The sequence below is a fragment of the Pseudoxanthomonas helianthi genome (assembly GCF_017939625.1).
Taxonomy (GTDB): Bacteria; Pseudomonadota; Gammaproteobacteria; order Xanthomonadales; family Xanthomonadaceae; genus Pseudoxanthomonas_A; species Pseudoxanthomonas_A helianthi.
In genome coordinates this window covers 619,666-641,199 of record NZ_JAGKTC010000002.1, presented here as the reverse complement: position 1 = coordinate 641,199, position 21,534 = coordinate 619,666, and the positions used below count along the sequence as shown (strand labels likewise).

The window sequence follows — 21,534 nt, the reverse complement described above, 5'->3', positions numbered from 1 at the left end:
CGACGCCTACTGGCGACGACCGTGCGCGCTCAGCGCGCCGTCGATGCGGCGCAGGATCGCCGCGCTCATTTCGCGGCGCAATTCCTTCACCAGCAATTCGCGTTCGCTTTCCGTGCCGATCGAGCCCCCCGGAACCGACAGGTAATCGCGGGTCAGTTCGATCGCCTGTTGCGGCACCACTTCCTTGCCGTCGGGCCCACGCAACACGAACACGGTGGCGTAGCGCAGGGTGAATTCCTGCGAGCGGCCGAACTGGTCCACCGCGATCGGCGTGTCGCCCCAGCGCTCGGCGAGGATGTCGAGTACGGCGACGCCTTCGTTCGCGCCCGCGGTGGTCGGATCCACGCCGCTGGCAATGGCCTCGGCCGCATTGGCGGTACTGACTTCGACCGCGCCCTCGACCTGGTCCAGAGAACGCTTCAGCGAATCGGCCAGCGGGCTGTACTTGTCCACCGAGACCACGCGAACGGGACCCAGGTCCGGCGGCAGTTGCAGGGCATTGCGCAGGTGGAAGCCGCAGGCGGACAGGCTGGCGACCAGCGCGGCAACGGCGAGAAGGCGCGGCAACGGGGTTCGATTCATGGACGGAAGTCTGGACGAGCCAAGGATGGCGGGCAATAGCCTAGCCGGATGGGAGGTGAACCGATGTCCCGGCAACTGTCGCCGTTGCTGTGTGAAACCCCACCTGCAGCAGGAAAGCTGGCGGCAATCCCCAGGCAGGGGCGGCGCACAGGGCCTACCCCCAAAAGCATTTCTTGCACGAGCAGGAAGAACGACCCGCACCTCCGCGCGAAATGCTTTTGTAGGAGCGCACTTCAGTGCGCGACCGGAAGCCCTCCTGCGCTGAAGAATTGACCATGCAGCCCCATTGGTACGGTCGCGCACTGAAGTGCGCTCCTACGACGGGAGCAAGGCAAAACGGATCCCCGCCTATGCGGGAATGGCAAGCTCAGGAGGTTGTGTCAGCCGGCAACGATGTTGACCACCTTGCCCGGCACCACGATGACTTTCCTCACCTGCTGGCCTTCGAGGAACTTGGCGGTGTTGGGCTCGTCCTTGGCCAGCGATTCGATCAGGTCGCGCGGCGCGTCGGCGGAGACTTCGATGGTCCCGCGCAGCTTGCCGTTGACCTGCACCGCCAGCACCACCGAGTCGCGCACCAGCGCAGTGGCGTCGGCCTGCGGGAACGGCACGTCCTCCAGCAGCGTTTCGGCGTGGCCCAGGACTTGCCACAACGCATGGCTGGCGTGCGGGGTGATCGGATTGAGCAGCAGCACCGCCGCTTCCAGCGCTTCCTGGCGCACCGCGCGGCCCTGCGCGCTGGCGTCGTCGAACTTCGCCAGCGCGTTCGACAGCTCCATCACCGCGGCGATGGCGGTGTTGAAGCCATGGCGCTTGCCGTAGTCGTCGCCGACCTTGGCGATGGTTTCGTGGGTCTTGCGGCGCAACGCCTTCTGCCCGGCGTCCAGCGAAGCGACGTCCAGCGCCGGCGCGGCGCCATCGGCTGCGTGCTTCTGCACCTGCGTCCACAACCGGCGCAGGAAGCGCGCCATGCCTTCGACGCCGGCTTCGTTCCATTCCAGCGACTGCTCCGGCGGCGCGGCGAACATCGAGAACAGGCGCACCGTGTCGGCGCCGTACTTGTCGACCATCGCCTGCGGGTCGACGCCGTTGTTCTTCGACTTCGACATCTTCTCGACCGGGCCGATCTTGACCGGCTGGCCGTCCGCCTTCAGCGTCGCACCGACCACGCGCGCCTTCTCGTCGCGCCGGATTTCGACGTCGGCCGGGTTGATCCAGTCCTTCGAACCGTCGGCATTGTCGCGATAGAAAGTCTCGGCGATGACCATGCCCTGGGTCAGCAGGTTGGTCGCCGGCTCGCTGCTGTCGACCATGCGCGCGTCGCGCAGCAGCTTGTGGTAGAAGCGGAAATACATCAGGTGCAGGATCGCGTGCTCGATGCCGCCGATGTACTGGTCCACCGGCAACCAGTAGTTGCCGCGTTTGTCGACCATGTCCTTCGCGCCCGGCGAGGTGTAGCGGGCGTAGTACCAACTCGACTCCATGAAGGTGTCGAAGGTGTCGGTCTCGCGCTCGGCCGGCTTGCCGCATTGCGGACAGGTGGTCTTGCGCCATTCCGGGTCGGCCTTGATCGGCGACTTGACTCCGTCCAGGGTGACGTTCTCCGGCAGCACCACCGGCAACTGCTCGTCCGGCACCGGCACCGCGCCGCAATCGTCGCAGTAGATCACCGGGATCGGGCAACCCCAATAGCGCTGGCGGCTGACGCCCCAGTCGCGCAGGCGATAGTTGACCCGGCGCTGGCCCTGGCCCTTGCGTTCGAAACGCTCGGCCAGCGCGTCGAAAGCGCCGCGATAGTCCAGGCCGTCGAATTCGCCCGAATTGACCAGTTCCAGGTCGCTGCGGGTCTTGTCGCCGTACCAGTCGTGCCAGACGGTCGGGTCGTAGTGCTTTTCTTCCTCGTTGCGCGGCGACTTCAGCGCGATCACCTGCTTGATCGGCAGGCCGTACTTGCGGGCGAATTCGAAATCGCGCTCGTCGTGGCCGGGCACGGCCATCACCGCGCCGGTGCCGTAGCCCATCAGCACGAAATTGGCGACCCATACCGGCACCTGCTCGCCGGTGATCGGATGCACGGCCTTCAGGCCGGTGTCCATGCCGCGTTTTTCCTGCGTCTCCAGCTCGGCCTCGGACACGCCGCCCTGCTTCAGTTCCTGCAGGAACGCGGCCAGCGCAGGATTGTCCTTCGCCGCCTTCAGCGCCAGCGGGTGTTCGCCGGCGATCGACACGAAGGTCACGCCCATCAGCGTGTCCGGCCGCGTGGTGAATACCGTCAATGCCTCATTGCCATCCACGGCGAACTGGATTTCCAGGCCTTCCGAACGACCGATCCAGTTGCGCTGCATGGTCTTGACCGACTCCGGCCAGCCCGGCAGCTCGTCCAGGCCGTCGAGCAGTTCCTGCGCGTAATCGGTGATGCGCAGGAACCATTGCGGGATCTCGCGCTTCTCCACCAATGCGCCCGAGCGCCAGCCGCGACCGTCGATCACCTGTTCGTTGGCCAGCACGGTCTGGTCGACCGGATCCCAGTTCACCACCGAGTTCTTGCGGTAGGCCAGGCCCTTGCGCAGCAGGCGGGTGAACATGCGCTGCTCGTGCACGTAGTAATCCGGACGGCAGGTGGCGAATTCGCGCGACCAGTCGATGGCGTAGCCCAGCGACTTCAGCTGCGCGCGCATGTGGTCGATGTTGGCGTAGGTCCACTTGGCCGGCGCGGTCTTGTTCTTGATCGCGGCGTTCTCGGCCGGCAGGCCGAACGCGTCCCAGCCCATCGGCTGCAGCACGTTGTGCCCGGTCATGCGCTTGTAGCGGCTGATCACGTCGCCGATGGTGTAGTTGCGCACGTGGCCCATGTGCAGCGCGCCCGACGGATACGGCAGCATCGACAGGCAGTAGTACTTCGGCTTGTCGGAATTTTCCTTGACCTCGAAGGCCTGGCTGCCGTCCCAGAACTGCTGGGCGGCGGATTCGACGGTCTTGGGGTCGTAGGCGACGGGTTCGACGGCGGACATGGGGCGCGGAAAAGGCGGCGGCAAAGCGGGCTAGGTTACCGCAGCGCAGCAATGGCCGCCATGGACGGGGTCGGCTTGTTTTCCCCGGTCCTCGTTACCATCTTGGACTGGAATCCTTTCGAGCCCTGCCATGTCCGCCTCGCCCCACGTTTTCGACGCCACTACCGACACCTTCGAAGCCGAAGTCCTGCAGAAATCGCTGGAAACCCCGGTGCTGGTCGATTTCTGGGCGACCTGGTGCGGACCGTGCAAGACCCTCGGTCCGATCCTGGAAAAGCTGGCGGCCGAGTACAACGGCGCCTTCCGCCTGGCCAAGATCGACGTGGACAAGGAGCAGCAGATCGCCGCCGCGTTCCAGATCCGCTCGGTGCCGACGGTGTTCCTGGTCAAGGGCGGGCAACTGGTCGACGGCTTCCCCGGCGCCCTGCCGGAAGGCCAGCTGCGCGAATTCCTCAAGCAGCACGGCATCGAACCGGCCGCCGCGGCCAACGACGAACCGGCGGAAGCCGCACCGCTCGACCCGCACGAACAGGTGGTCGCCCTGCGCCACGCCGTCGCCGCCGAGCCGGACAAGGCCGAACTGAAGCTCGACCTGGCCCTGGCCCTGCTCAAGACCGGGGCGACGACCGAAGCCGAACAACTGCTCGACGCCCTGCCCGCCAACCTCGCCACCGACGAGCGCGCGGTGCGCGCCCGCGCCCGCCTGGGCTTCGCCGCCCTGCTGAAGGACGCGCCGCCGCCGCAGGTGCTGGAAGCGGCCATCGCCGCCGACCCGGGCGACCTGCAGGCGCGCCATCTGCTCGGCGTGCAGCACCTGGTCGGCGGGCAATCCGAGGCCGGGCTGGCCCAATTCCTGGAAATGCTGCGCCGCGACCGCACTTGGCAGGACGGCCTGGCGAAGAAGGCGCTGATCGATGCCTTCCGCGTGGTCGAGGACGAAGACCTGGTCGGCCAGTACCGCCGCAAGATGTCGGCGCTGCTGTTCTGAGCGACCCGTACCTTTGCGTATGGTAGGCTGCCGGCCTCGCCCCCACGAGTCCGGCATGAAAGCCTCCACCCTGCGCCATGGTTTCAATTTCTGGCCGCCGTTCCTGTTCGCCGGCATCCACGTCAGCGACCTGGCGCCGGATTGGCGCCACGCCCGCGTCGAAATGCGCATGCGGCCCTGGAACCGCAACTATGTCGGCACGCATTTCGGCGGCAACCTGTTTTCGATGACCGATCCGTTCTGGATGATCCTGGTCAAGGAATGCCTGGGCGGCGATTACTTCGTCTGGGACAAGGCCGCCGAGATCGAATTCGTCAAACCCGGCAGGGGCACGGTCCGCGCCGAGTTCCGCGTCGACGACGCCCTGCTCGACGAACTGCGCGCCGCCACCGCCGGCGGCGAGAAGTACCTGCGCTGGCTGCCCGCCGACGTGGTCGATGCGGAAGGCGATGTCGTCGCCCGCGTGCGCAAGCAGATCTACGTGCGACTCAAGCCCAAGGCGCGCTGACGTAGAGCGGGGCTTGCTCCGCTGCTTTTCGAGCCGCACCAAAGAGGCAAGAGCAGCGGGGCAAGCCCCGCTCTACGCGGAGTCGGCCACCGCTACAATGCGCGCATGGCCACCCCCTCCCCCGCGCGCCCTTCCCTGCAGAAGCTGTTCCTGACCGGTCTGCTGACCCTGTTGCCGATCTGGCTGACCTGGGTCGTGGTCAAGTTCGTGTTCGTGCTGCTGTCGGACATCAGCCGGCCGTGGGTCGGGCCGTTGTCGCAGCAGATCGCCGCATCGTTCCCGCAATCGCTGGGCTGGTTCAACGGACAATGGGTGCAGGCGACCATCGCCCTGATCGCGACGCTGGTGGTGATCGTGCTGGTCGGCCTGCTGGCGCAGCGCATGATCGGCCAGCGCCTGCTCGGCTGGTTCGAGAAACTGATCCAGCGCATTCCGCTGGCCAACACGATCTATGGCAGCGCGCGCAAGCTGCTGGACATGCTGCAGACCTCGCCGGACGGTACCCAGCGCGTGGTGCTGATCGACTTCCCGCACCGGGACATGAAATCGGTCGGCCTGGTCACCCGGGTGATCAAGGAACAGGGCACCGGCCGCGAACTGGCCGCAGTGTACGTGCCGACCACGCCGAACCCGACTTCGGGCTACCTGGAGGTAGTGCCGGTGGAACTGCTGACCCCGACCGACTGGACCGTGGACCAGGCGATGAGCTTCATCATCTCCGGCGGCGCGGTGTCGCCGGAAAGCGTGCCGTTCACCCGCGCCGGGGAACGCTGAGTTGGAGACGCCCGCGAAGCACGCGCCGCGCACGCTGGACGATCGCGCGGTGCGCCTGTTCATCGCCCTGGCCGCGTTCTTCTGCGTCAACGCGGTGCTGGCCGAATTCATCGGGGTCAAGATCTTCGCGCTGGAAGACACGCTGGGCGTGGCGCCGTTCGAGTGGAACCTGTTCGGGCAGAAGGGCTCGCTGAGCTTCACCGCCGGCACGCTGCTGTGGCCGGTGGTGTTCGTGATGACCGACACCGTCAACGAATTCTTCGGTCGGCGCGGCGTGCGCTTCATTTCCTGGGTGGCGGTGGCGCTGATCGGCTACGGCTTCCTGTTCGCGTTCGCGGCGATCTCGCTGGCGCCCGCCGGCTGGTGGGTGACCGCGGCGCAGGCGCAGGGCGTGCCGGATTACCAGGCGGCGTTCTCGGCGATCTTCGGCCAGGGCATGTGGACCATCGCCGGCTCGATCGTCGCCTTCCTGGTCGGGCAGTTGATCGACATCTCGGTGTTCCACCACATCCGCCGGCGCACCGGCGAAAAGCACGTGTGGCTGCGGGCCACAGGCTCCACGGCCGTATCGCAACTGGTGGACAGTTTCGTGGTGATCTGGATCGCCTTCGTGCTGGGGCCGCAGCACTGGCCGACCTCGTTGTTCCTCGCGGTCAGCAGCGTCAACTACGCGTACAAGATGCTGGCCGCGGTGGCGATGATTCCGTTGTTGTACCTGATGCGCCACGCGATCCGCGCCTACCTGGGCCATGAACGCGAAGCGCAATTGCGCGAAGAAGCCGCGAGGGACTGACATGCACGCGAACTTGGCCAGGCGTTGTTCCGCTTTGTTTCTCATGCTCGCGACGGCGCTATCCTTCCCGCTCATGGCCCAGGTCACCCCGGCGCAACAGGCCGCCATCGACAAGCTGATGCAACGCTACGACGGCCACGTACCCGGCGCGTCGCTGCTGGTGCTCAAGGATGGCGAACCGATCGTGCGCAAGGCCTATGGCTATGCCGACCTGCAGCACGGCGTGAAGGCCACGCCGCAGACCAACTACCGGCTGGCCTCGATCAGCAAGCAGTTCACCGCGGCCGCGATCCTGCTGCTGGCCGAAGACGGCAAGCTCGGCGTCGACGATCCGGTGCGCAAATGGCTGCCCTCGCTGCCTGCGGCGACGGACGACATCCGCATCCGCCACCTGCTCAGCCACACCTCCGGGCTGGTCGACTACGAAGAAGTCATGGATGCCAAGCAGGAATGGCAGCTGCACGACGCCGACGTGCTCAAGCTGCTCGAAGGCCAGGACCGGCTCTACTTCCCGCCCGGCACCGACTACCGTTACAGCAACAGCGCGTATTGCCTGCTCGCGCTGATCGTGGAAAAAGCCAGTGGCATGCGTTTCGCCGATTTCGTGAAGTCGCGCATCTTCGCCCCGCTGCGGATGGATGGCAGCGTCGAATTCGAGGACGGCATCTCGACCGTGCAAAACCGTGCCTACGGCAACAGCGAGGTCGACGGCAAATGGGTCCGCACCGACCAGAGCAACACCAGCGCGACGCTCGGCGACGGCGGCGTGTATTCGTCGATCGACGACCTGGCCAAGTGGGACGCGGCGCTGTACGACGAGCGCCTGCTGAAGGCGGCTTCGTTGCACGCGGCGTTCACGCCGAAAACCAAGACGCCCGAACCGGACGTGCCGTACTACGGCTACGGCTGGCGCATCAACGGCGACGCGTTGTGGCATTCCGGCGAGACCATCGGCGGCCGCAACGTCATCCTGCGCTATCCGAAGGAAAAGCTCACGGTGGTGATCCTGAGCAATCGCAACGAGCCGGAGCCCTACGCGACCGCAAAGGCCATCGCGGCCTTGTTTCGTCCATAACAGGAACCGGTGTGGGAGTGACCACGGCATGCCGTGGTCGGTAAGTCGCGAATGCTTTTCTTCAGGATTTCGGCAACTCCTGTTCGCGACTTATGTCGCTCCCACGGCGAAATTTTCCGGGCAGCACCGCCTATAGATGCAGCCCACCGTAACGGGCCATCGCCGCCGCACAAACCAGGATCACCGCGACCAGCGCCAGCTCGAAGCGCACGATCCGGCGCGGGCCCGCCGCCTCGGCCGGCGAAGGCACGAACGAAGGATCGGCCTTCAGTTGTCGCCGCCAGCGCAGGAAACGCACGGTCGGCCACAGCGACAGCAGCGCCGCCAGCAGGAAGGCGCCGACCTTGGCGTGGAACCAGGGATTGTGCAGGTAGAAATCCGGCCCCTTGATCCCATCGTAGACACGCCACATGCCGACCACCAACAGCAGGGTCGCGACGATGCCGAGGCCGCGGTCGACGCCGGCCAAGCGCTTCATCGCCGGCGTGTCCAGCGGACGAGTCAGCAGCACCGATTCGGTCACCAGCATCGCCACGAGGCCGAAGGCGAGCAGGTGGTGGAACGAGGCGAGCAGGAAATCCTTCAGCATGCGGAACACCTCTCCAGGACGGTTCGTGGACTATTCGGCCGCGATCGCTTCCACCTGGATGCGCAGGGTCACGGTCATGTCGAAACCGTAATCCTTGCCGGCGGCCATGCCGAAATCGTCGCGCTCGAACGTGGCAAGCGCATCCGCACCGCACAACTCGCGCTTCAGCATCGGATGCGGCATGCACTTGAAGCTCTGGATTCTAAGCTTCAATGGCTTGGTAACGCCGTGAAGGGTCAGTTCTCCGTCGACTTCGCCCGGCTTGCCGTCCTTGAACGCGGCCAGCCGCCCGCGATAGCTCGCCTTCGGGTATTTCGCCGTGTCGAACAGCATGTCGCCGCGCGCGGCCTCGTTCATCTTGTCGTTGCCGAAATCGGCGCTGGCCATGTCGATATCCACTTCGACCTCGCCCTTCCCCGCCTGCTTGTCGAGGACGATCTTGCCGGAGGACTTGTTGAACTTGCCCCGCCATACCGACAGGCCGCCGAAGTGGTCGGCTTCGAAACTCGGGTAGGTGTGGTCGGGATCGATGACATAGGTCGTCGACGCGGCATGGGCCGGCGCCGCCACGGCCGACAGGCTGGCGGACAGGACGAAGGCGAGGATTTGCAGGCGATTCATGGTCTTGGCTCCGATGTCAGGCCAGCCCGATGCGGGCCTTTGCAATGACGACGGACCAGCGAGGCCGGAATCGACAACGGCATCGATCTTTTATTTCAGGTCGTCAATGACCGCCCGCGCCGCGTTGTGCCCCGGTGCGCCGGTGACGCCGCCGCCGGGGTGGGTGCCGGCGCCGCACAGGTACAGGCCCGGGATCGCGCCGCGATAGTCGCCCTGCCCCAGCATCGGCCGTGCGCTGAACAACTGGTTCAACGACAACGCGCCGTGGAAGATGTCGCCGGCGACCAGGCCGAAATCGCGTTCGAGGTCCAGCGGCGACTTGATCTGGCGGCCGAGTACCGAAGCGGCGAAACTCGGGGCGAACCTGTCGACGGTGGCGACCATCAGGTCGGCGACTTCCTCGCGGTGGTCGTCCCACGACTTGCCGTCCGGCAGCTCGGGCGCGACGTGCTGGCAGAACAGGCTGGCGACGTGCCGGCCCGGCGGCGCCAGCGAATCGTCCAGCGTCGACGGGATCAGCATTTCGACGATGGGTTCGCGCGACCAGCCGAAATCCATCGCATCGCGCCAGGCACGATCCATGTACGCCAGCGAGGGCGCGAGGATGATCCCGGCGGTCAGGTGGTCGCCGTCGCCGGACAACGCGGAGAAATCCGGCAGCCGCGACAGCGCCACGTTCATGCGGAACGTGCCGGAGCCGCAACGCCAGTTGCGCATGCGTTCCTGCGTCGGCGCGGGCACGTGTTGCTGCGCCAGCAAGCGCTGGTAGAGCAGTTTCGGGTTGACGTTGGCGACCACGCAGCGCGCGCGCAGGGTCTCGCCCGTCTCGGTGGCGACGCCGACGATCTTCCCGTTCTCGACCAGCACTTCGCGCACGCCGGCATCGGTGCGGATCTGCGCGCCGGCTTCGCGCGCGGCCTTCGCCATCGCCTGGGTGATCGCGCCCATGCCGCCGATGGCATGGCCCCATGCGCCCTTGACCCCGTTCGCTTCGCCGAACACGTGGTGCAGCAGCACATAGGCGCTGCCCGGTGCGTACGGGCTTGCATAGTTGCCGACCACGCCGTCGAAACCGAACAGCGCCTTGATCGGCTCGCTTTCGAACCAGCGGTCGAGGTATTCGGCGGCGGAGATCGCGAACAGGTCCAGCAGTTCCTGGCGCAGGGTTTCGTCCAGCTGCAGCAGGCGCTTGCCGATGCGCGTACCGCGCAGCAGTTGCGGCAACTGCTTCCACCACGCCTCGGTGGTGATGTTCGGCGGCGGCTGCAGGGCCAGCGCGCGCAGCACGTCGGCGATGGCGTCGAGGCGGCGTTCGTAGTCGGGTAGCCGCTCGGCGTCGCGGCGGGAGAACTTCGCCACTTCCTCTTGCGTGCGCCCGGCGCCGGTCAGCAGGTAGCGTCCATCCGGCAGCGGCAGGAAATTGCCGTGCTTGCGCAGCACGATCTGCAGGCCATGGCGATGCAGGTCGAGGTCGGCGATGACCTTCGGCTGCAGCAGCGACACGGTGTAAGAGGCCACCGAATTGCGGAAACCGGGGTGGAATTCCTCGGTTACCGCCGCGCCGCCGACCACGCCGCGGCGTTCCAGCACCAGGGTCTTCAGTCCGGCACGCGCCAGGTAGGCGGCGCAGACCAGGCCGTTGTGGCCGCCACCGACCAGGATGGCGTCGAAATCGTGGGTTGCCTTGGACATCGTGCAGGTATACCTCAGCGACCCCGGCGGCCCCAAACGGAAGACGCGGTCGTCATCGGCCATCCGCCCCGGGGATGAAGGAGTTTGCCCCCTATAATGTGACCCAGTTAGCTGTCCCAGGAGGAGTTGGCATGGCCGGAGGCCGATCCGCAGACAAGTGGATGCACAGGGAATGGGCCCGCTCGGCCATCGCCACGCTGTTGTTCGCCTTCGCTTCCGCCGTCGCGGCCGGCGACTGGACCTACCGCGTGCGCCCCGGCGACACGCTGTGGGATTTTTCCGCCGCCTATCTCAAGTCCGGTTATCGCTGGCAGCAGTTGCAGGCGTACAACCGGGTCGCCGACCCCTATCGCCTGCCGCCGGGCTCCACGCTGCAGGTACCGATCACCTGGCTGCGGGCCGAACCCGCGCGCGCCAGGGTCGTCGCGGTCCACGGCTCCGCGACCACGCAGGCGCCTGGGCGCCCCCCTGCCCCGGCCGTCGCCGGCATGCGCCTGCCGGCCGGAACCCTGATCGAAACCGATCCCGAGGCCAGCCTGACCCTGCAGTTCGCCGATGGGTCGCGCCTGCTGTTGCGCGCCGCCAGCCGCTTGCGGCTGGACCGGCTCAGCAGCTTCGGCGGCGGCGCGATGGCCGACACCCAGCTCCGCCTGCAGCGCGGCCGCATCACCAACACCGTGCACAAGCTGCCCAGCAGCGGCGCGGCGAAATTCCAGGTGGTAACGCCGAGCGCCACCACGGCGGTGCGAGGCACGGTATTCCGCGTCGACGCCGACGACCGCGGAACCCATGCAGAGGTGCTGGAAGGCAGCGTTGCGGTGAGCAGCGGCCAGCGCCGGGCGCTGGTTTCGCGCGGGTACGGCACGGCCGTGTCGGCCGGCGCCGGTAGCGCGATTCGCGCGGTGAAGCTGTTGCCCGCGCCCAATCTGTCGGCGCTGCCGAAACAGCAGCGCACCGCCCGCCCTGAGCTGGCGTGGCCGGCGGTCGACGGCGCGCGTGAATACCGCGTACAGGTTTCGGCCATGCCCGATTTCGCCAGTCTGCTCGTCGACCAGGCCTATCACGAGGCCAAGGCCGTGCTACCGGCGCTCGGCAACGGCGACTATGCCGTGCGCGTCCGCGCCATAGACGCCAGCGGACTGGAAGGCCGCGATGCAGTCGCCCGCATCTCGGTGCAGGGCACGCCCGAGCCACCGTATGCGATCGCCCCGGTCGCGGGTTCGACCACCGGCAATCCGCAGCCAACCTTCCGCTGGAGCGGCGTGCCCGATGCAGGCGATTACATTGTCGAAGTCGCCACCGACGACGGTTTCTCCAACCTGATCGCCACCGCCAGCGAACTGCGCGGCACGGAATTCCGTCCCGACACGCCGCTGGCGCCCGGCCGCTACTACTGGCGCGTCGCCAGCCGCGATCGCAGCGGCAGGGTCGGTCCGTACGGCGATGCGATTCCCTTCGCCTACCAGCCATTGCCCGAGGTGAACGACATCGGCGACACCCGCGGCGACCACGGCGCAGTCACTTTCCGTTGGCAGGAAGGCGACGCGTCGCAGCGCTACCGCTTCCAGCTGTCGCGGACCGCCGATTTCGCCGCGCCGAAGATCGACCAGGTCGTCGAGGAACCGCAGATCAGCGTGCCGCGACTCGGCGGGGGCACCTGGTACGTGCGTGCGCAGACGCTCGACGCCGACGGCCACGCGGGGCCGTTCCCGGCCGCGCAGACGGTGAAGATGCCGTGCCGCGTGTGCCGGATCGTCGGCGGCTCCGGCCTGGTGCTTATCCTGCTGTCGCTATGAGCGCATCCTTGCCACGAACCCTGCAACCGCTGCACCGCACCCTGGTCGGCATGGGCGCGCTCGCCCTGGTCGCGGTGCTGACGTTGTCGGGCCTGTTCTGGCGCGCGGACGCATGGACTTACGATCTGCTGCTCGACCTGCGCGGACAGAAGGCCGACGAGCGCATCGTGGTGGTGGCGATCGACCAGAAGAGCCTGGCCGAACTGGGACGCTGGCCATGGTCGCGGCGACTGCATGCGCAGTTACTGGATCGCTTGGCCGCGGCCGGCGCACGCAGCGTGGCCTTCGACATCCTGTTGACCGAACCGGTCCTGCACGATCCCGAAGGCGATGCCGTGCTGGCCCAGTCGATGAGCCGTTATGGCCGCACCGTGTTGCCGGTGTTCGCCGAACCGGCCGAGATCAACGCCCCGGCCACCGAAGCCCTGCCGATTCCGGAACTGGCCGCGGCCGCGGCGGGGCTGGGTCATGTCGACCTGCCCATGGATGCCGACGGCGTCGCCCGCAGCATGTTCCTGCAAGCCGGCATGGGCGACCCGCACTGGCCTTCGCTGGCCCTGGCGCAATTCCAGCTGGACCAGTTGCCGGCGGTCCCCGACCAGCCGCTGCCGGGTTTGCGCAACTCGCAACCCAACGCCTCGCCGTACCTGTGGTCGCGCGACTACCAGGTGCTGGTGCCGTATGCGAATTCTTCCGACGGCTTCACCCAGGTGTCCTACGCGGACGTGCTGCACGGCCGCGTGCCGGCCGCGGCGCTGCGCGACCGCTGGGTCCTGGTCGGCGTCACCGCGACCGGACTGGGCGATGCGCTCAACAGCCCGGGCGGTCTTTCCGATTCCCGCCTCAGCGGCGTCGAGTACCAGGCCAATGCGCTGAATGCGCTCGCGCATGGAAACCTGATCGTGCCCCTGTCGCTGCCGCTGCAGCTTGCGCTGTCGGCCGCGGTGATCGTGCTTCCGCTGCTGCTGTATGGCCTGCCGGGCTTGCGCAACCGGGGCCTGCTGGTGCTGGGCGCGTCGGTGCTGGCGATGCTGCTTTCGATCGCGTTGCTGTGCCTGGGCAACCGCTGGTTTTCGCCGATGCCGGTGCTGCTGGTGCTGCTGCTGTTCGCCATCGTCCTGGGAATACAACTGCTGCGGCGCACCCACACGCGGGCGATGTCCGATCCGCTGACCGGACTGGCCAACCGCGCGCACTTCGACGGTGCGCTGGAACAGGAAATCCGCGTCGCCCGCCGCACCGGCCAGACGTTGTCGCTGCTGCTGGTCGATGTCGACCGCTTCAAACAGTTGAACGATACCTTGGGCCATCCTGCCGGCGACGAGCTGCTGGTGCGGCTGGCCAAGGTGTTGCGGGCCCGCGCGCGCCGTCCGCGCGACCTGGTTTCGCGCCTGGGCGGCGACGAATTCGCCGTGCTCCTGCCGGAAACCCCGCCCCACGCCGCGGCTTCCATCGCCTCCACCATCCATGCGGACATCGGCTCGCTGGCGACGCCGGCGATGCTTGCGGCAGGACAGACGACGAGCGTCAGCATCGGCGTACACAGCTTCCCCAGCGACCACGACGTCGATGGCGAAGACGTCATGGGCCTGGCCGACGCCGCCCTGTACCGGGCCAAGCAGAACGGTCGCAACCGCACCGCGACCAGCCTGGAACTGACCGGCTGAGCGGCGCGACTTCCGGCATATTCGCCCGCCGTCAAGGCGTGGCACAGTGGGGCATCGCCACCGGGGAAGAATCCATGCGTCCGATCGTTTCTCTCGCCTGCGCGTTGTTGCTGGCGGCTGGCCCCGCGTTCGCGGCCAAGGCGCCCGCCACCGTGCCCGGCGCCGACGCCATCGTCAGCAAGACCCTGGCCAACGGCCTGAAGATCATCGTCTGGCCCGACCACGACATCCCCAACGCCAACTACTACACCTTCTACAAGATCGGCAGCCGCAACGAATATCCAGGCATCACGGGACTGGCGCACTACTTCGAACACATGATGTTCAACGGCACCAGCAAACGCGCGCCTGGCGAATTCGACCGCATCATGGAAGCCGCCGGCGGCAGCAACAACGCCAGCACCAGCAACGACCTGACCATCTACACCGACTGGTTCCCGAGCAGCGCGACGGAAACCATCTTCGACCTGGAAGGCGACCGCATGGCCAACCTCGCCTTCGACCCCAAGGTGGTCGAGAGCGAACGCGGCGTGGTCTACAGCGAGCGCCGTTCCAGCGTCGACAACGACAACTTCGGCACGCTGATGGAACAGATGCAGGCGACCGCGTTCACCGCGCACCCGTACCAGTTCCCCACCATCGGCTGGCCGTCGGACATCGAGCACTGGAAGATCGACGACCTCAAGCGTTTCTTCAAGACCTACTACGCGCCGAACAACGCGGTGCTGGTGATCGCCGGCGATGTCGAACCGGCGCAGGTGTTCGCGCTGGCCGACAAGTACCTCGCGCCGCTGGCCAAGCAGCCGGAACCGACGCCGATCACCACCGTCGAACCCGAGCAGCAGGGCGAACGCCGCCTCGTCGTGGAGAAAGCCGACGCGCAATCGCCGCTGCTGGCCTACGCCTTCCACACCGGCATGGGCGCCGGCGACAAGCAGTACCCGACCCTGGAACTGCTGACCGCGATCCTGGCCCAGGGCGATTCCTCGCGCCTGCACCAGCGCCTGGTCGAACGCGAACAGGCCGCGGTGGACACCGGTGCGTTCGCCGAGGCCGGTTTCGATCCCGGCCTGCTATGGGTTTACGCCGCGCTGCCGCCGGGCGGCGACCTGGCCAAGGTCGAAAACCTGCTCGACGACGAACTGGCGAAGATCGCCCGCGACGGCGTCAGCGCCGCCGAACTGGAGAAAGTGCGCAACCTGAAGTCCGCGGCGTTCTGGCGCAACATGGCCACGATCAACGGCAAGGCGCGCGTGCTGGGCACCTACGAGGTGTTCAACGGCGATTACCGCAAGGCCTTCGACGCGCCCGCGGCCTACGCGGCCGTCAGCGCCGCCGACGTGCAGGCGCTGGCCAAGAAGATCCTGCGCGTGCAGAACCGCACCACCGGCATCTTGAAGCCCATCGCCGGCAACAAGGAGGCCGCGAAATGAACCTGTTCCGCATCGTTTCCGCCGCACTCCTCGCCGGCTGCGCCGCGCTTTCCGCGAACGCCGCCGAAATCAGGCTGCCCGACTACCAGACCCTGACCCTCGACAACGGCGCCACCGTGCTGCTGATGCCGCGCAAGGACGTGCCGCTGGTCGCCGCGTCGGTGCGCGTGCGCGGCGGCGCGCTGGCCGACGCGCCGGGCAAGGAGGGAACAGCGTCGCTGCTCGCCGAGCTCTTGTCCAAGGGCGCGGGCGAGCGCAACGCGCTGCAGTTCGCCGAAGCGATCGACGGGGCCGGCGGCACGCTTTCGTTCGGCAGTTCGCAGGAAGCCATCGAGGCCAGCGCGCAGTTCCTGTCCAAGGACGCCGGCCTGATGCTGTCGCTGCTCGGCGATGCGCTGTTGCGGCCGAAGCTCGACCCGGTCGAATTCGACAAGCTGCGCAAGCGCGCCATCGACGGCATCGCCAGCGCCAAGGATTCCGACCCCCGCCAGTTGCTGGGCACCTACAACGCGGCGTGGCTGTTCCGCGGCCATCCCTACGGCCGCGCGGAAGACGGCGACGAAACCAGCCTGGCGAAGATTTCGCTGGCCGACCTGCAGGATTTCCGCAAGCAGCAGATGGGCGGCGACCGTTTGATCGTCGCCATCGCCGGCGACTTCGATCCGGCCGCGGTGACCGCGCAGGTGAAGCAGGTATTCGGTGGCTGGGCCAAGGCCGGCGGCGCATTGCCGCAGGTCGTGGCAAAACCGCGCGAAAGCGGCCGCCGCGTGCTGCTGGTCGACAAGCCCGGCGCGACGCAGACCTATTTCGCGCTGGCCAACGTCGGCAGCAAGCACGGCGACCCCGCCGAAGCCGCGCAGGACCTGGTGCAGACCGCGTTCGGTGGCCGCTTCACCTCGATGATCAACACCGAACTGCGGATCAAGTCGGGGCTCAGCTATGGCGCGCGTTCGAGCATCGACCGCCCGCGCGAACCCGGCGCGGTGTCGATCACCAGCTTCACCAAGACCGAATCGACCAAGCAGGCGATCGACCTGGCCATCGCCACGCTCGACCGCCTGCACAAGGACGGTCTCGATGCCGCCACGCTGACCTCGGCCAAGCAGTACATCGCCGGGCAGTTCGCGCCTTCGCTGGAAACCGCACCGCAGCTGGCGGGTCAGCTTTCGGAACTGGCCTTGTACGGCGACGGCCGCGAAACGGTCGACGGCTACCTCGGCAAGGTCGCCGCGGCCACGCCGGAGCAGGTCGCCGCCGCTCGCGCGGTGTTCCCGGACGGCAAGGACCTGGCGATCGTGGCCATCGGCGATGCGGCGAAGATCCGCGACGCGATGAAGACCTACGGTCCGCTGACCGAGATGAAGCTGTCCGACCCGCGCTTCGCCCCGGCACCCTGAACCCGCCCCGAGCGGCATGACCTCCGGCACCCGCTGGCCTCGCCGCCAGCGGGTACAGTCGCGCGACCGCCCCGCGGGGCGTCCCCATTCCGTCATGCCCCAACGGGGCGGAGTTAGCCCGTGATCCTTCGCAATGCCATCCGCAAGCCGCAAGTCCTGCTGCTGTCCCTCGCCGTCGCCACCGCACTGACCGCCTGCCAGAAGGGCGAGAAGGCCGAAGCCGGCGCCACCACCGCCAGCGCCGCGACCGAACTGAAGCTGGACGAGTCCAGCCTGCCCGGCGTCAACCGCTTCCAGGTGAGCGACCTCGACACCAGCAAGAACGCCTGTACCGACTTCAACGGCTATGCCAACGGCAAGTGGCTGGCGGCGAACGCCATCCCCGGCGATCGCGCCAGCTGGGGCGCCTTCGAGATGCTCGACGAGCGTTCCAACGCCGTGCAGAAGCAGCTGGCCGAACAGGCCGCCGCCGACAAGAACGCGACCGGCGTGGAGAAGATCGTCGGCGACCTGTGGGCCACCGGCATGGACGAAGCCAAGGTCAACGCCGAAGGCATCAAGCCGATCCAGGCCGACCTGGCCGCGATCGACGGGCTGAAGGACACCGCCGGCATCGTCGGCTACCTGCGCAGCAGCGCGGCCAAGGGCGACAACGTCCTGTTCGGCTTCGGCGCCGAGGCCGATTTCAAGAATTCGACCATGAACCTAGCCTACGCCAGCCAGGGCGGCCTGGGCCTGCCGGACCCCGAGTACTACACCAAGGCCGAAAACAAGGACAAGCTGGCCGCCTATCAGGCCCACGTGGCCAAGGTGCTGGAACTGTCCGGCGTGGCCGCGGCCGATGCGGCCAAGCAGGCCGCCGACGTGGTCGCCTTCGAAACCCGCCTGGCCAAGGTGTCCAAGACCAGCACGGAGCTGTCGCGCGACACCTCGCTGTACTACAACCCGGTGACGCTGGCCGACGCCGACAAGCTGACCCCGAACTTCTCGTGGACCGAGTTCTTCAAGTCGCAGGGCGTCGCGCCGCAGGAGAAGTTCTCGCTGGCAATGCCCGAATTCCACAAGGAAGTCGACAAGATGCTGGCCGACACCGATCCGTCGGTGTGGCGCGCCTACCTGCGCTTCCACGCCGTCGACAGCGCCTCGCCGTTCCTCAGCGAGCCGTTCGTGCAGGAGAACTTCGCCTTCTACGGCAAGACCCTCAACGGACAGAAGGAAATCAAGCCGCGCTGGAAGCGCGTGCTGGGCACGATCAACGGCCAGGCCGGCGAAGCGCTGGGCCAGTTGTACGTGAAGGTCGCGTTCTCCGCCGATTCCAAGACCAAGATGGAGGCGCTGGTCGCCAACCTGAATACCGCGCTGAAGGCCCGCATCGAAAAGCTGGCGTGGATGGGCGACGAGACCAAGCAGAAGGCGCTGGCCAAGCAGGCCGCGTTCACCACCAAGATCGGTTACCCCGACAAGTGGCGCGACTGGGCCGGCCTGAGCACCAACCGCGACAGCTACTACGCCAACGTGCACGCGGCCAGCGAGTTCAACTACAAGTGGAACCTGTCCAAGATCGGCAAGCCGGTCGACAAGACCGAGTGGGGCATGAGCCCGCAGACGGTCAACGCCTATTACAACCCGCTGCAGAACGAGATCGTGTTCCCGGCGGCGATCCTGCAGCCGCCGTTCTTCGATCCCAACGCCGACGACGCGACCAACTACGGCGGCATCGGCGCGGTGATCGGCCATGAGATGACCCACGGCTACGACGACCAGGGCAGCCGCTTCGGCGCCGATGGCAACTTCATCGCCGATCCGGGCTGGTGGACGCAGAAGGACTTCGACGCCTTCAAGGGCCTGACCGGCAAGCTGGTCAAGCAGTTCGATGGCTACAAGACCGACGCCGGCGGCCAGGTCAGCGGCGCGCTGACCCTGGGCGAAAACATCGCCGACCTCGGCGGCCTGGCCACGGCCTACGACGCGATGAACGCCGCCACCGCCGGCAAGCAGGACCCGAAGACCGACGGCCTGACCCGCGACCAGCGCTTCTTCCTGAACTGGGCCACGGTGTGGCGCCGCAACTTCACCCCGGAAAACCTGGCCGTGCGCCTGAAGACCGACCCGCACGCCCCGGCCAACTTCCGCGCCATCGGCGCACCGTCCAACCTGCCGGCGTTCGCCGCTGCGTTCCAGTGCAAGACGGGCGACGCGATGGTGCGCGGTGGCGACCAGCAGGTGGTGATCTGGTAAACGCGTTCCATCAAGCGATCCTCGTCGCTTGCGACAGACGAAGGCCCGGGAAACCGGGCCTTCGTTTTTGTAGCCTCCTTTCCTCACCCCTGCGGAAATGGCCAAAGCATGCTTTGGCCTTTAAGTCGCGAATGCTTCTCCATAAATCTTGCGACGGGGTTCGCGACTCACGTCGCTCCCACAGGGTGAATCGCCGCGTATGCGGGGCCCTGCACGACGCGGCTGCTAGAATCCGGCCACTGTCCGACCCGGAAACCGTCGATGCCGCACTCGCGCCCCGCTCCGCTCAAGCTTGCCCTGCTGTCCCTGGCCGTGCTGGCCGCCTTCGCCGCCGCCGACGCGGATGCCGCGAAGAAGAAATCCACCAAGAGCAAGAAAGCGGCGGCTCCCGCGGTGACCGCCTGCGGCGATTTCTACACTTACGCGAACAAGTCGTGGCTGGACGGCCACGTGGCGCTGCCCGAGCAGACCGCCGTCACCGCGCTGGGCGAACTCAGCGCGCGTGCGCAGACGCAGCAGCGCGAACTGCTCGACGCGGCGATGAATGCACCGCAGAACGAGGTGCAGACCCTGCTCGGCAACTTCTGGGCCAGCGGGCTCGACGAAGCCGCGGTGGAAGCCGACGGCGCGCAGCCCATCGCCGGCCTGCTCGGCCGCATCAACGCGATCAAGAAAGCCGGCGACATCGCCCCGACCATCGCCGCGCTGCACCAGGTCGGCATCCCGGTCGCGTTCAACTTCAACGCCGACATCGACCTGCGCGACCTGGAACGCCACATCGGCTACCTGATGCAGGGCGGCCTGGGCCTGCCCGACCCGGCCTACTACACCCGCACCGACGCCGAAACGCGCGAGCTGCTCGGCCGCTACCGTGCCTACGTCAGGCAGATCCTGGCCCTGACCGGCACGCCGAAGGAAAAGCTCGACGCCGAATCGGCCACGGTCATCGACCTGGAAACGCGCCTCGCCCAGGTGTCCACCCCGCTGCTGCAGTTGCGCGATTTCCGCGCCGCCTATGCACCGGTCGCGACCAAGGACCTGGGCAAGCAGTACCGCAACCTGCAGCTGGACGCCTTCCTCAAGGCGCAGGGCATCAAGGACGACACGATTTCCCTGCCCAACCCGGCCTACGTCAGGCAGCTCGACGCATTGGTCAAATCGCTGAAGCCCGACCAGTGGAAGGCCTACCTGCGCTGGCGCGTCGGCGACACCATGGCGCCGTACCTGGCCAAGTCCTTCCGCGACGCCGAATTCGAATTCCGCGGCCGCGTGCTGCGCGGCCAGGTCGCGCCATCGCCGCGCTGGCAACAGGTGCTGGACGCGATCAACCTCGCCGCCGGCCCGATGCTGGGCAAGGAATACGCCGCGCGCTACCTGCCCGCCGCGAACAAGGCGCAGGCCGAGGCCATCGCCAAGGCCGTGCGCGACGCGCTGGACGCGTCGCTCGACCGCAACACGTGGTTGGCGCCCGCGACCCGCGACGAAGCGAAGAAGAAGCTCGCCAAGCTGAAGATCGAAATCGGCACGCCGCGCCGCGACCTCGACTACAGCGTGCAGCCGATGGGCCGCAACAGCTTCGGCAGCAACCTGCTGATCGCTTCGACCTGGCACCACCGCGAAGAAATGAAGCGCATCGGCAAGGGCAATGCCGACCGCCGCTGGGACGTGCTGCCGCAGCAGCCGGCGCTGGCCTACGACCTAGCGCAGAACCGGCTGATCGTCACCGCCGCGGTGCTGCAGGCGCCGGTGTTCGACGCCGCGGGCGACGTGTCCGCGCAGTACGGCGGCTTCGGCGCGCTGGTCGGCCACGAGCTGAGCCGCGGTTTCGACAACAAGGGCCGCATGGTCGATTCCAAGGGCGACCTGCGCGACTGGTGGACACCGGCCGACGTCTCGGCGTGGTCGTCGATCTCCTCGAAACTGGCATCGCAATACGACGGCTACGCCTGGCCGATGCTGAAGGACGTGAAGGTCAACGGCCGCCAGACCGCCGACGAGAACATGGCCGACCTGGCCGGCGTGGAACTGGCCAGCGCCGCGTTCTCCGCAATGCAGCCCGGCCCGATCGCCGTGCAGCAGAAGGCGTTCTATGAAGGCTGGGCGCACCTGTGGGCGCAGAGCCTGTCGCCGGCCGATGCCACCCTGCGCGCCAGCACCTCGCCTTACGCGCCGGGCCAGTGGCGCGCCAACGGTCCGTTGGTCAACCAGCCCGACTTCGCCGACGCGTTCACTTGCAAGGCGGGCAATGCGATGCAGCGCAAGGAAGACGAGCAGGTAAAGATCTGGCGTTGAGTTTCTTGCTCGTCGTCCCGGCGCAAGCCGGGATTCATTTTGCTCTTGCTCTCGAATTCCCATGCGGAAGCCCAAGGC

Annotated in this window: 16 protein-coding genes; 11 read left to right on the top strand and 5 right to left on the bottom strand. The window is 67.1% G+C overall.

Annotated elements, in window-relative coordinates; all coding sequences use genetic code 11:
• Nucleotides 1–6: 6 nt before the first annotated feature.
• A complete protein-coding gene (locus tag J5837_RS10730; protein ID WP_244755863.1) occupies nucleotides 7–582 on the bottom strand; it encodes an LPS-assembly lipoprotein LptE in 576 nt (191 codons plus the stop codon).
• Nucleotides 583–962: 380 nt separating this feature from the next.
• Entirely contained in the window at nucleotides 963–3,593 is a 2,631-nt protein-coding gene (gene leuS, locus J5837_RS10725) for a leucine--tRNA ligase (protein WP_210536733.1), read from the bottom strand.
• A gap of 130 nt (nucleotides 3,594–3,723) precedes the next feature.
• On the opposite strand from leuS, the gene trxA reads away from it, so the two are divergent.
• The 5 genes from trxA to J5837_RS10700 all read left to right on the top strand — a co-directional run bounded on the left by trxA (nucleotide 3,724) and on the right by J5837_RS10700 (nucleotide 7,731).
• Nucleotides 3,724–4,581: a thioredoxin gene (trxA, locus tag J5837_RS10720; protein WP_210536732.1), complete on the top strand. Its 858-nt coding sequence runs from the start codon at nucleotides 3,724–3,726 to the stop codon at nucleotides 4,579–4,581.
• A 55-nt stretch (nucleotides 4,582–4,636) separates the two neighbouring features.
• A complete protein-coding gene (locus J5837_RS10715) occupies nucleotides 4,637–5,089 on the top strand; it encodes a DUF4442 domain-containing protein (protein ID WP_210536731.1) in 453 nt (150 codons plus the stop codon).
• A 105-nt stretch (nucleotides 5,090–5,194) separates the two neighbouring features.
• Nucleotides 5,195–5,863, top strand: coding sequence for a DUF502 domain-containing protein (locus tag J5837_RS10710; protein WP_210536730.1), 669 nt, complete (start codon nucleotides 5,195–5,197; stop codon nucleotides 5,861–5,863).
• A 1-nt stretch (nucleotide 5,864) separates the two neighbouring features.
• Nucleotides 5,865–6,656 carry a queuosine precursor transporter gene (locus J5837_RS10705; protein ID WP_210536729.1) on the top strand — a complete coding sequence of 264 codons (792 nt, stop codon included), beginning with the start codon at nucleotides 5,865–5,867 and terminating at the stop codon, nucleotides 6,654–6,656.
• A gap of 73 nt (nucleotides 6,657–6,729) precedes the next feature.
• Nucleotides 6,730–7,731, top strand: a complete 1,002-nt coding sequence (locus tag J5837_RS10700) for a serine hydrolase domain-containing protein (protein WP_244755862.1) — start codon at nucleotides 6,730–6,732, stop codon at nucleotides 7,729–7,731.
• Between the two features lie 130 nt (nucleotides 7,732–7,861).
• Here J5837_RS10700 and J5837_RS10695 read toward each other — a convergent pair whose 3' ends face one another.
• The 3 genes from J5837_RS10695 to J5837_RS10685 form a co-directional block, all read right to left on the bottom strand.
• On the bottom strand, nucleotides 7,862–8,320 hold the full coding sequence (locus tag J5837_RS10695; protein ID WP_210536727.1) for a DUF2214 family protein: 459 nt from the start codon (nucleotides 8,318–8,320) through the stop codon (nucleotides 7,862–7,864).
• Nucleotides 8,321–8,350: 30 nt separating this feature from the next.
• Nucleotides 8,351–8,941: a YceI family protein gene (locus J5837_RS10690; protein ID WP_210536726.1), complete on the bottom strand. Its 591-nt coding sequence runs from the start codon at nucleotides 8,939–8,941 to the stop codon at nucleotides 8,351–8,353.
• Nucleotides 8,942–9,031: 90 nt separating this feature from the next.
• Entirely contained in the window at nucleotides 9,032–10,633 is a 1,602-nt protein-coding gene (locus J5837_RS10685; RefSeq protein ID WP_210536725.1) for a phytoene desaturase family protein, read from the bottom strand.
• Nucleotides 10,634–10,764: 131 nt separating this feature from the next.
• On the opposite strand from J5837_RS10685, the gene J5837_RS10680 reads away from it, so the two are divergent.
• The 6 genes from J5837_RS10680 (at nucleotide 10,765) to J5837_RS10655 (ending at nucleotide 21,456) form a co-directional block, all read left to right on the top strand.
• Entirely contained in the window at nucleotides 10,765–12,429 is a 1,665-nt protein-coding gene (locus J5837_RS10680) for a FecR family protein (RefSeq protein WP_210536724.1), read from the top strand.
• Nucleotides 12,426–14,096 (top strand): CHASE2 domain-containing protein, encoded by a 1,671-nt coding sequence (locus J5837_RS10675; RefSeq protein ID WP_210536723.1) that lies wholly within the window; start codon nucleotides 12,426–12,428, stop codon nucleotides 14,094–14,096. Before J5837_RS10680 ends, J5837_RS10675 begins: the two co-directional genes overlap by 4 nt.
• A 74-nt stretch (nucleotides 14,097–14,170) precedes the next feature.
• Nucleotides 14,171–15,529, top strand: coding sequence for a M16 family metallopeptidase (locus tag J5837_RS10670; protein ID WP_210536722.1), 1,359 nt, complete (start codon nucleotides 14,171–14,173; stop codon nucleotides 15,527–15,529).
• Nucleotides 15,526–16,926: a M16 family metallopeptidase gene (locus J5837_RS10665; protein WP_210536721.1), complete on the top strand. Its 1,401-nt coding sequence runs from the start codon at nucleotides 15,526–15,528 to the stop codon at nucleotides 16,924–16,926. Before J5837_RS10670 ends, J5837_RS10665 begins: the two co-directional genes overlap by 4 nt.
• Before the next feature lie 156 nt (nucleotides 16,927–17,082).
• Nucleotides 17,083–19,164, top strand: a complete 2,082-nt coding sequence (locus J5837_RS10660; RefSeq protein WP_210537014.1) for a M13 family metallopeptidase — start codon at nucleotides 17,083–17,085, stop codon at nucleotides 19,162–19,164.
• A 261-nt stretch (nucleotides 19,165–19,425) separates the two neighbouring features.
• On the top strand, nucleotides 19,426–21,456 hold the full coding sequence (locus J5837_RS10655; RefSeq protein ID WP_210536720.1) for a M13 family metallopeptidase: 2,031 nt from the start codon (nucleotides 19,426–19,428) through the stop codon (nucleotides 21,454–21,456).
• Nucleotides 21,457–21,534 lie beyond the last annotated feature (78 nt).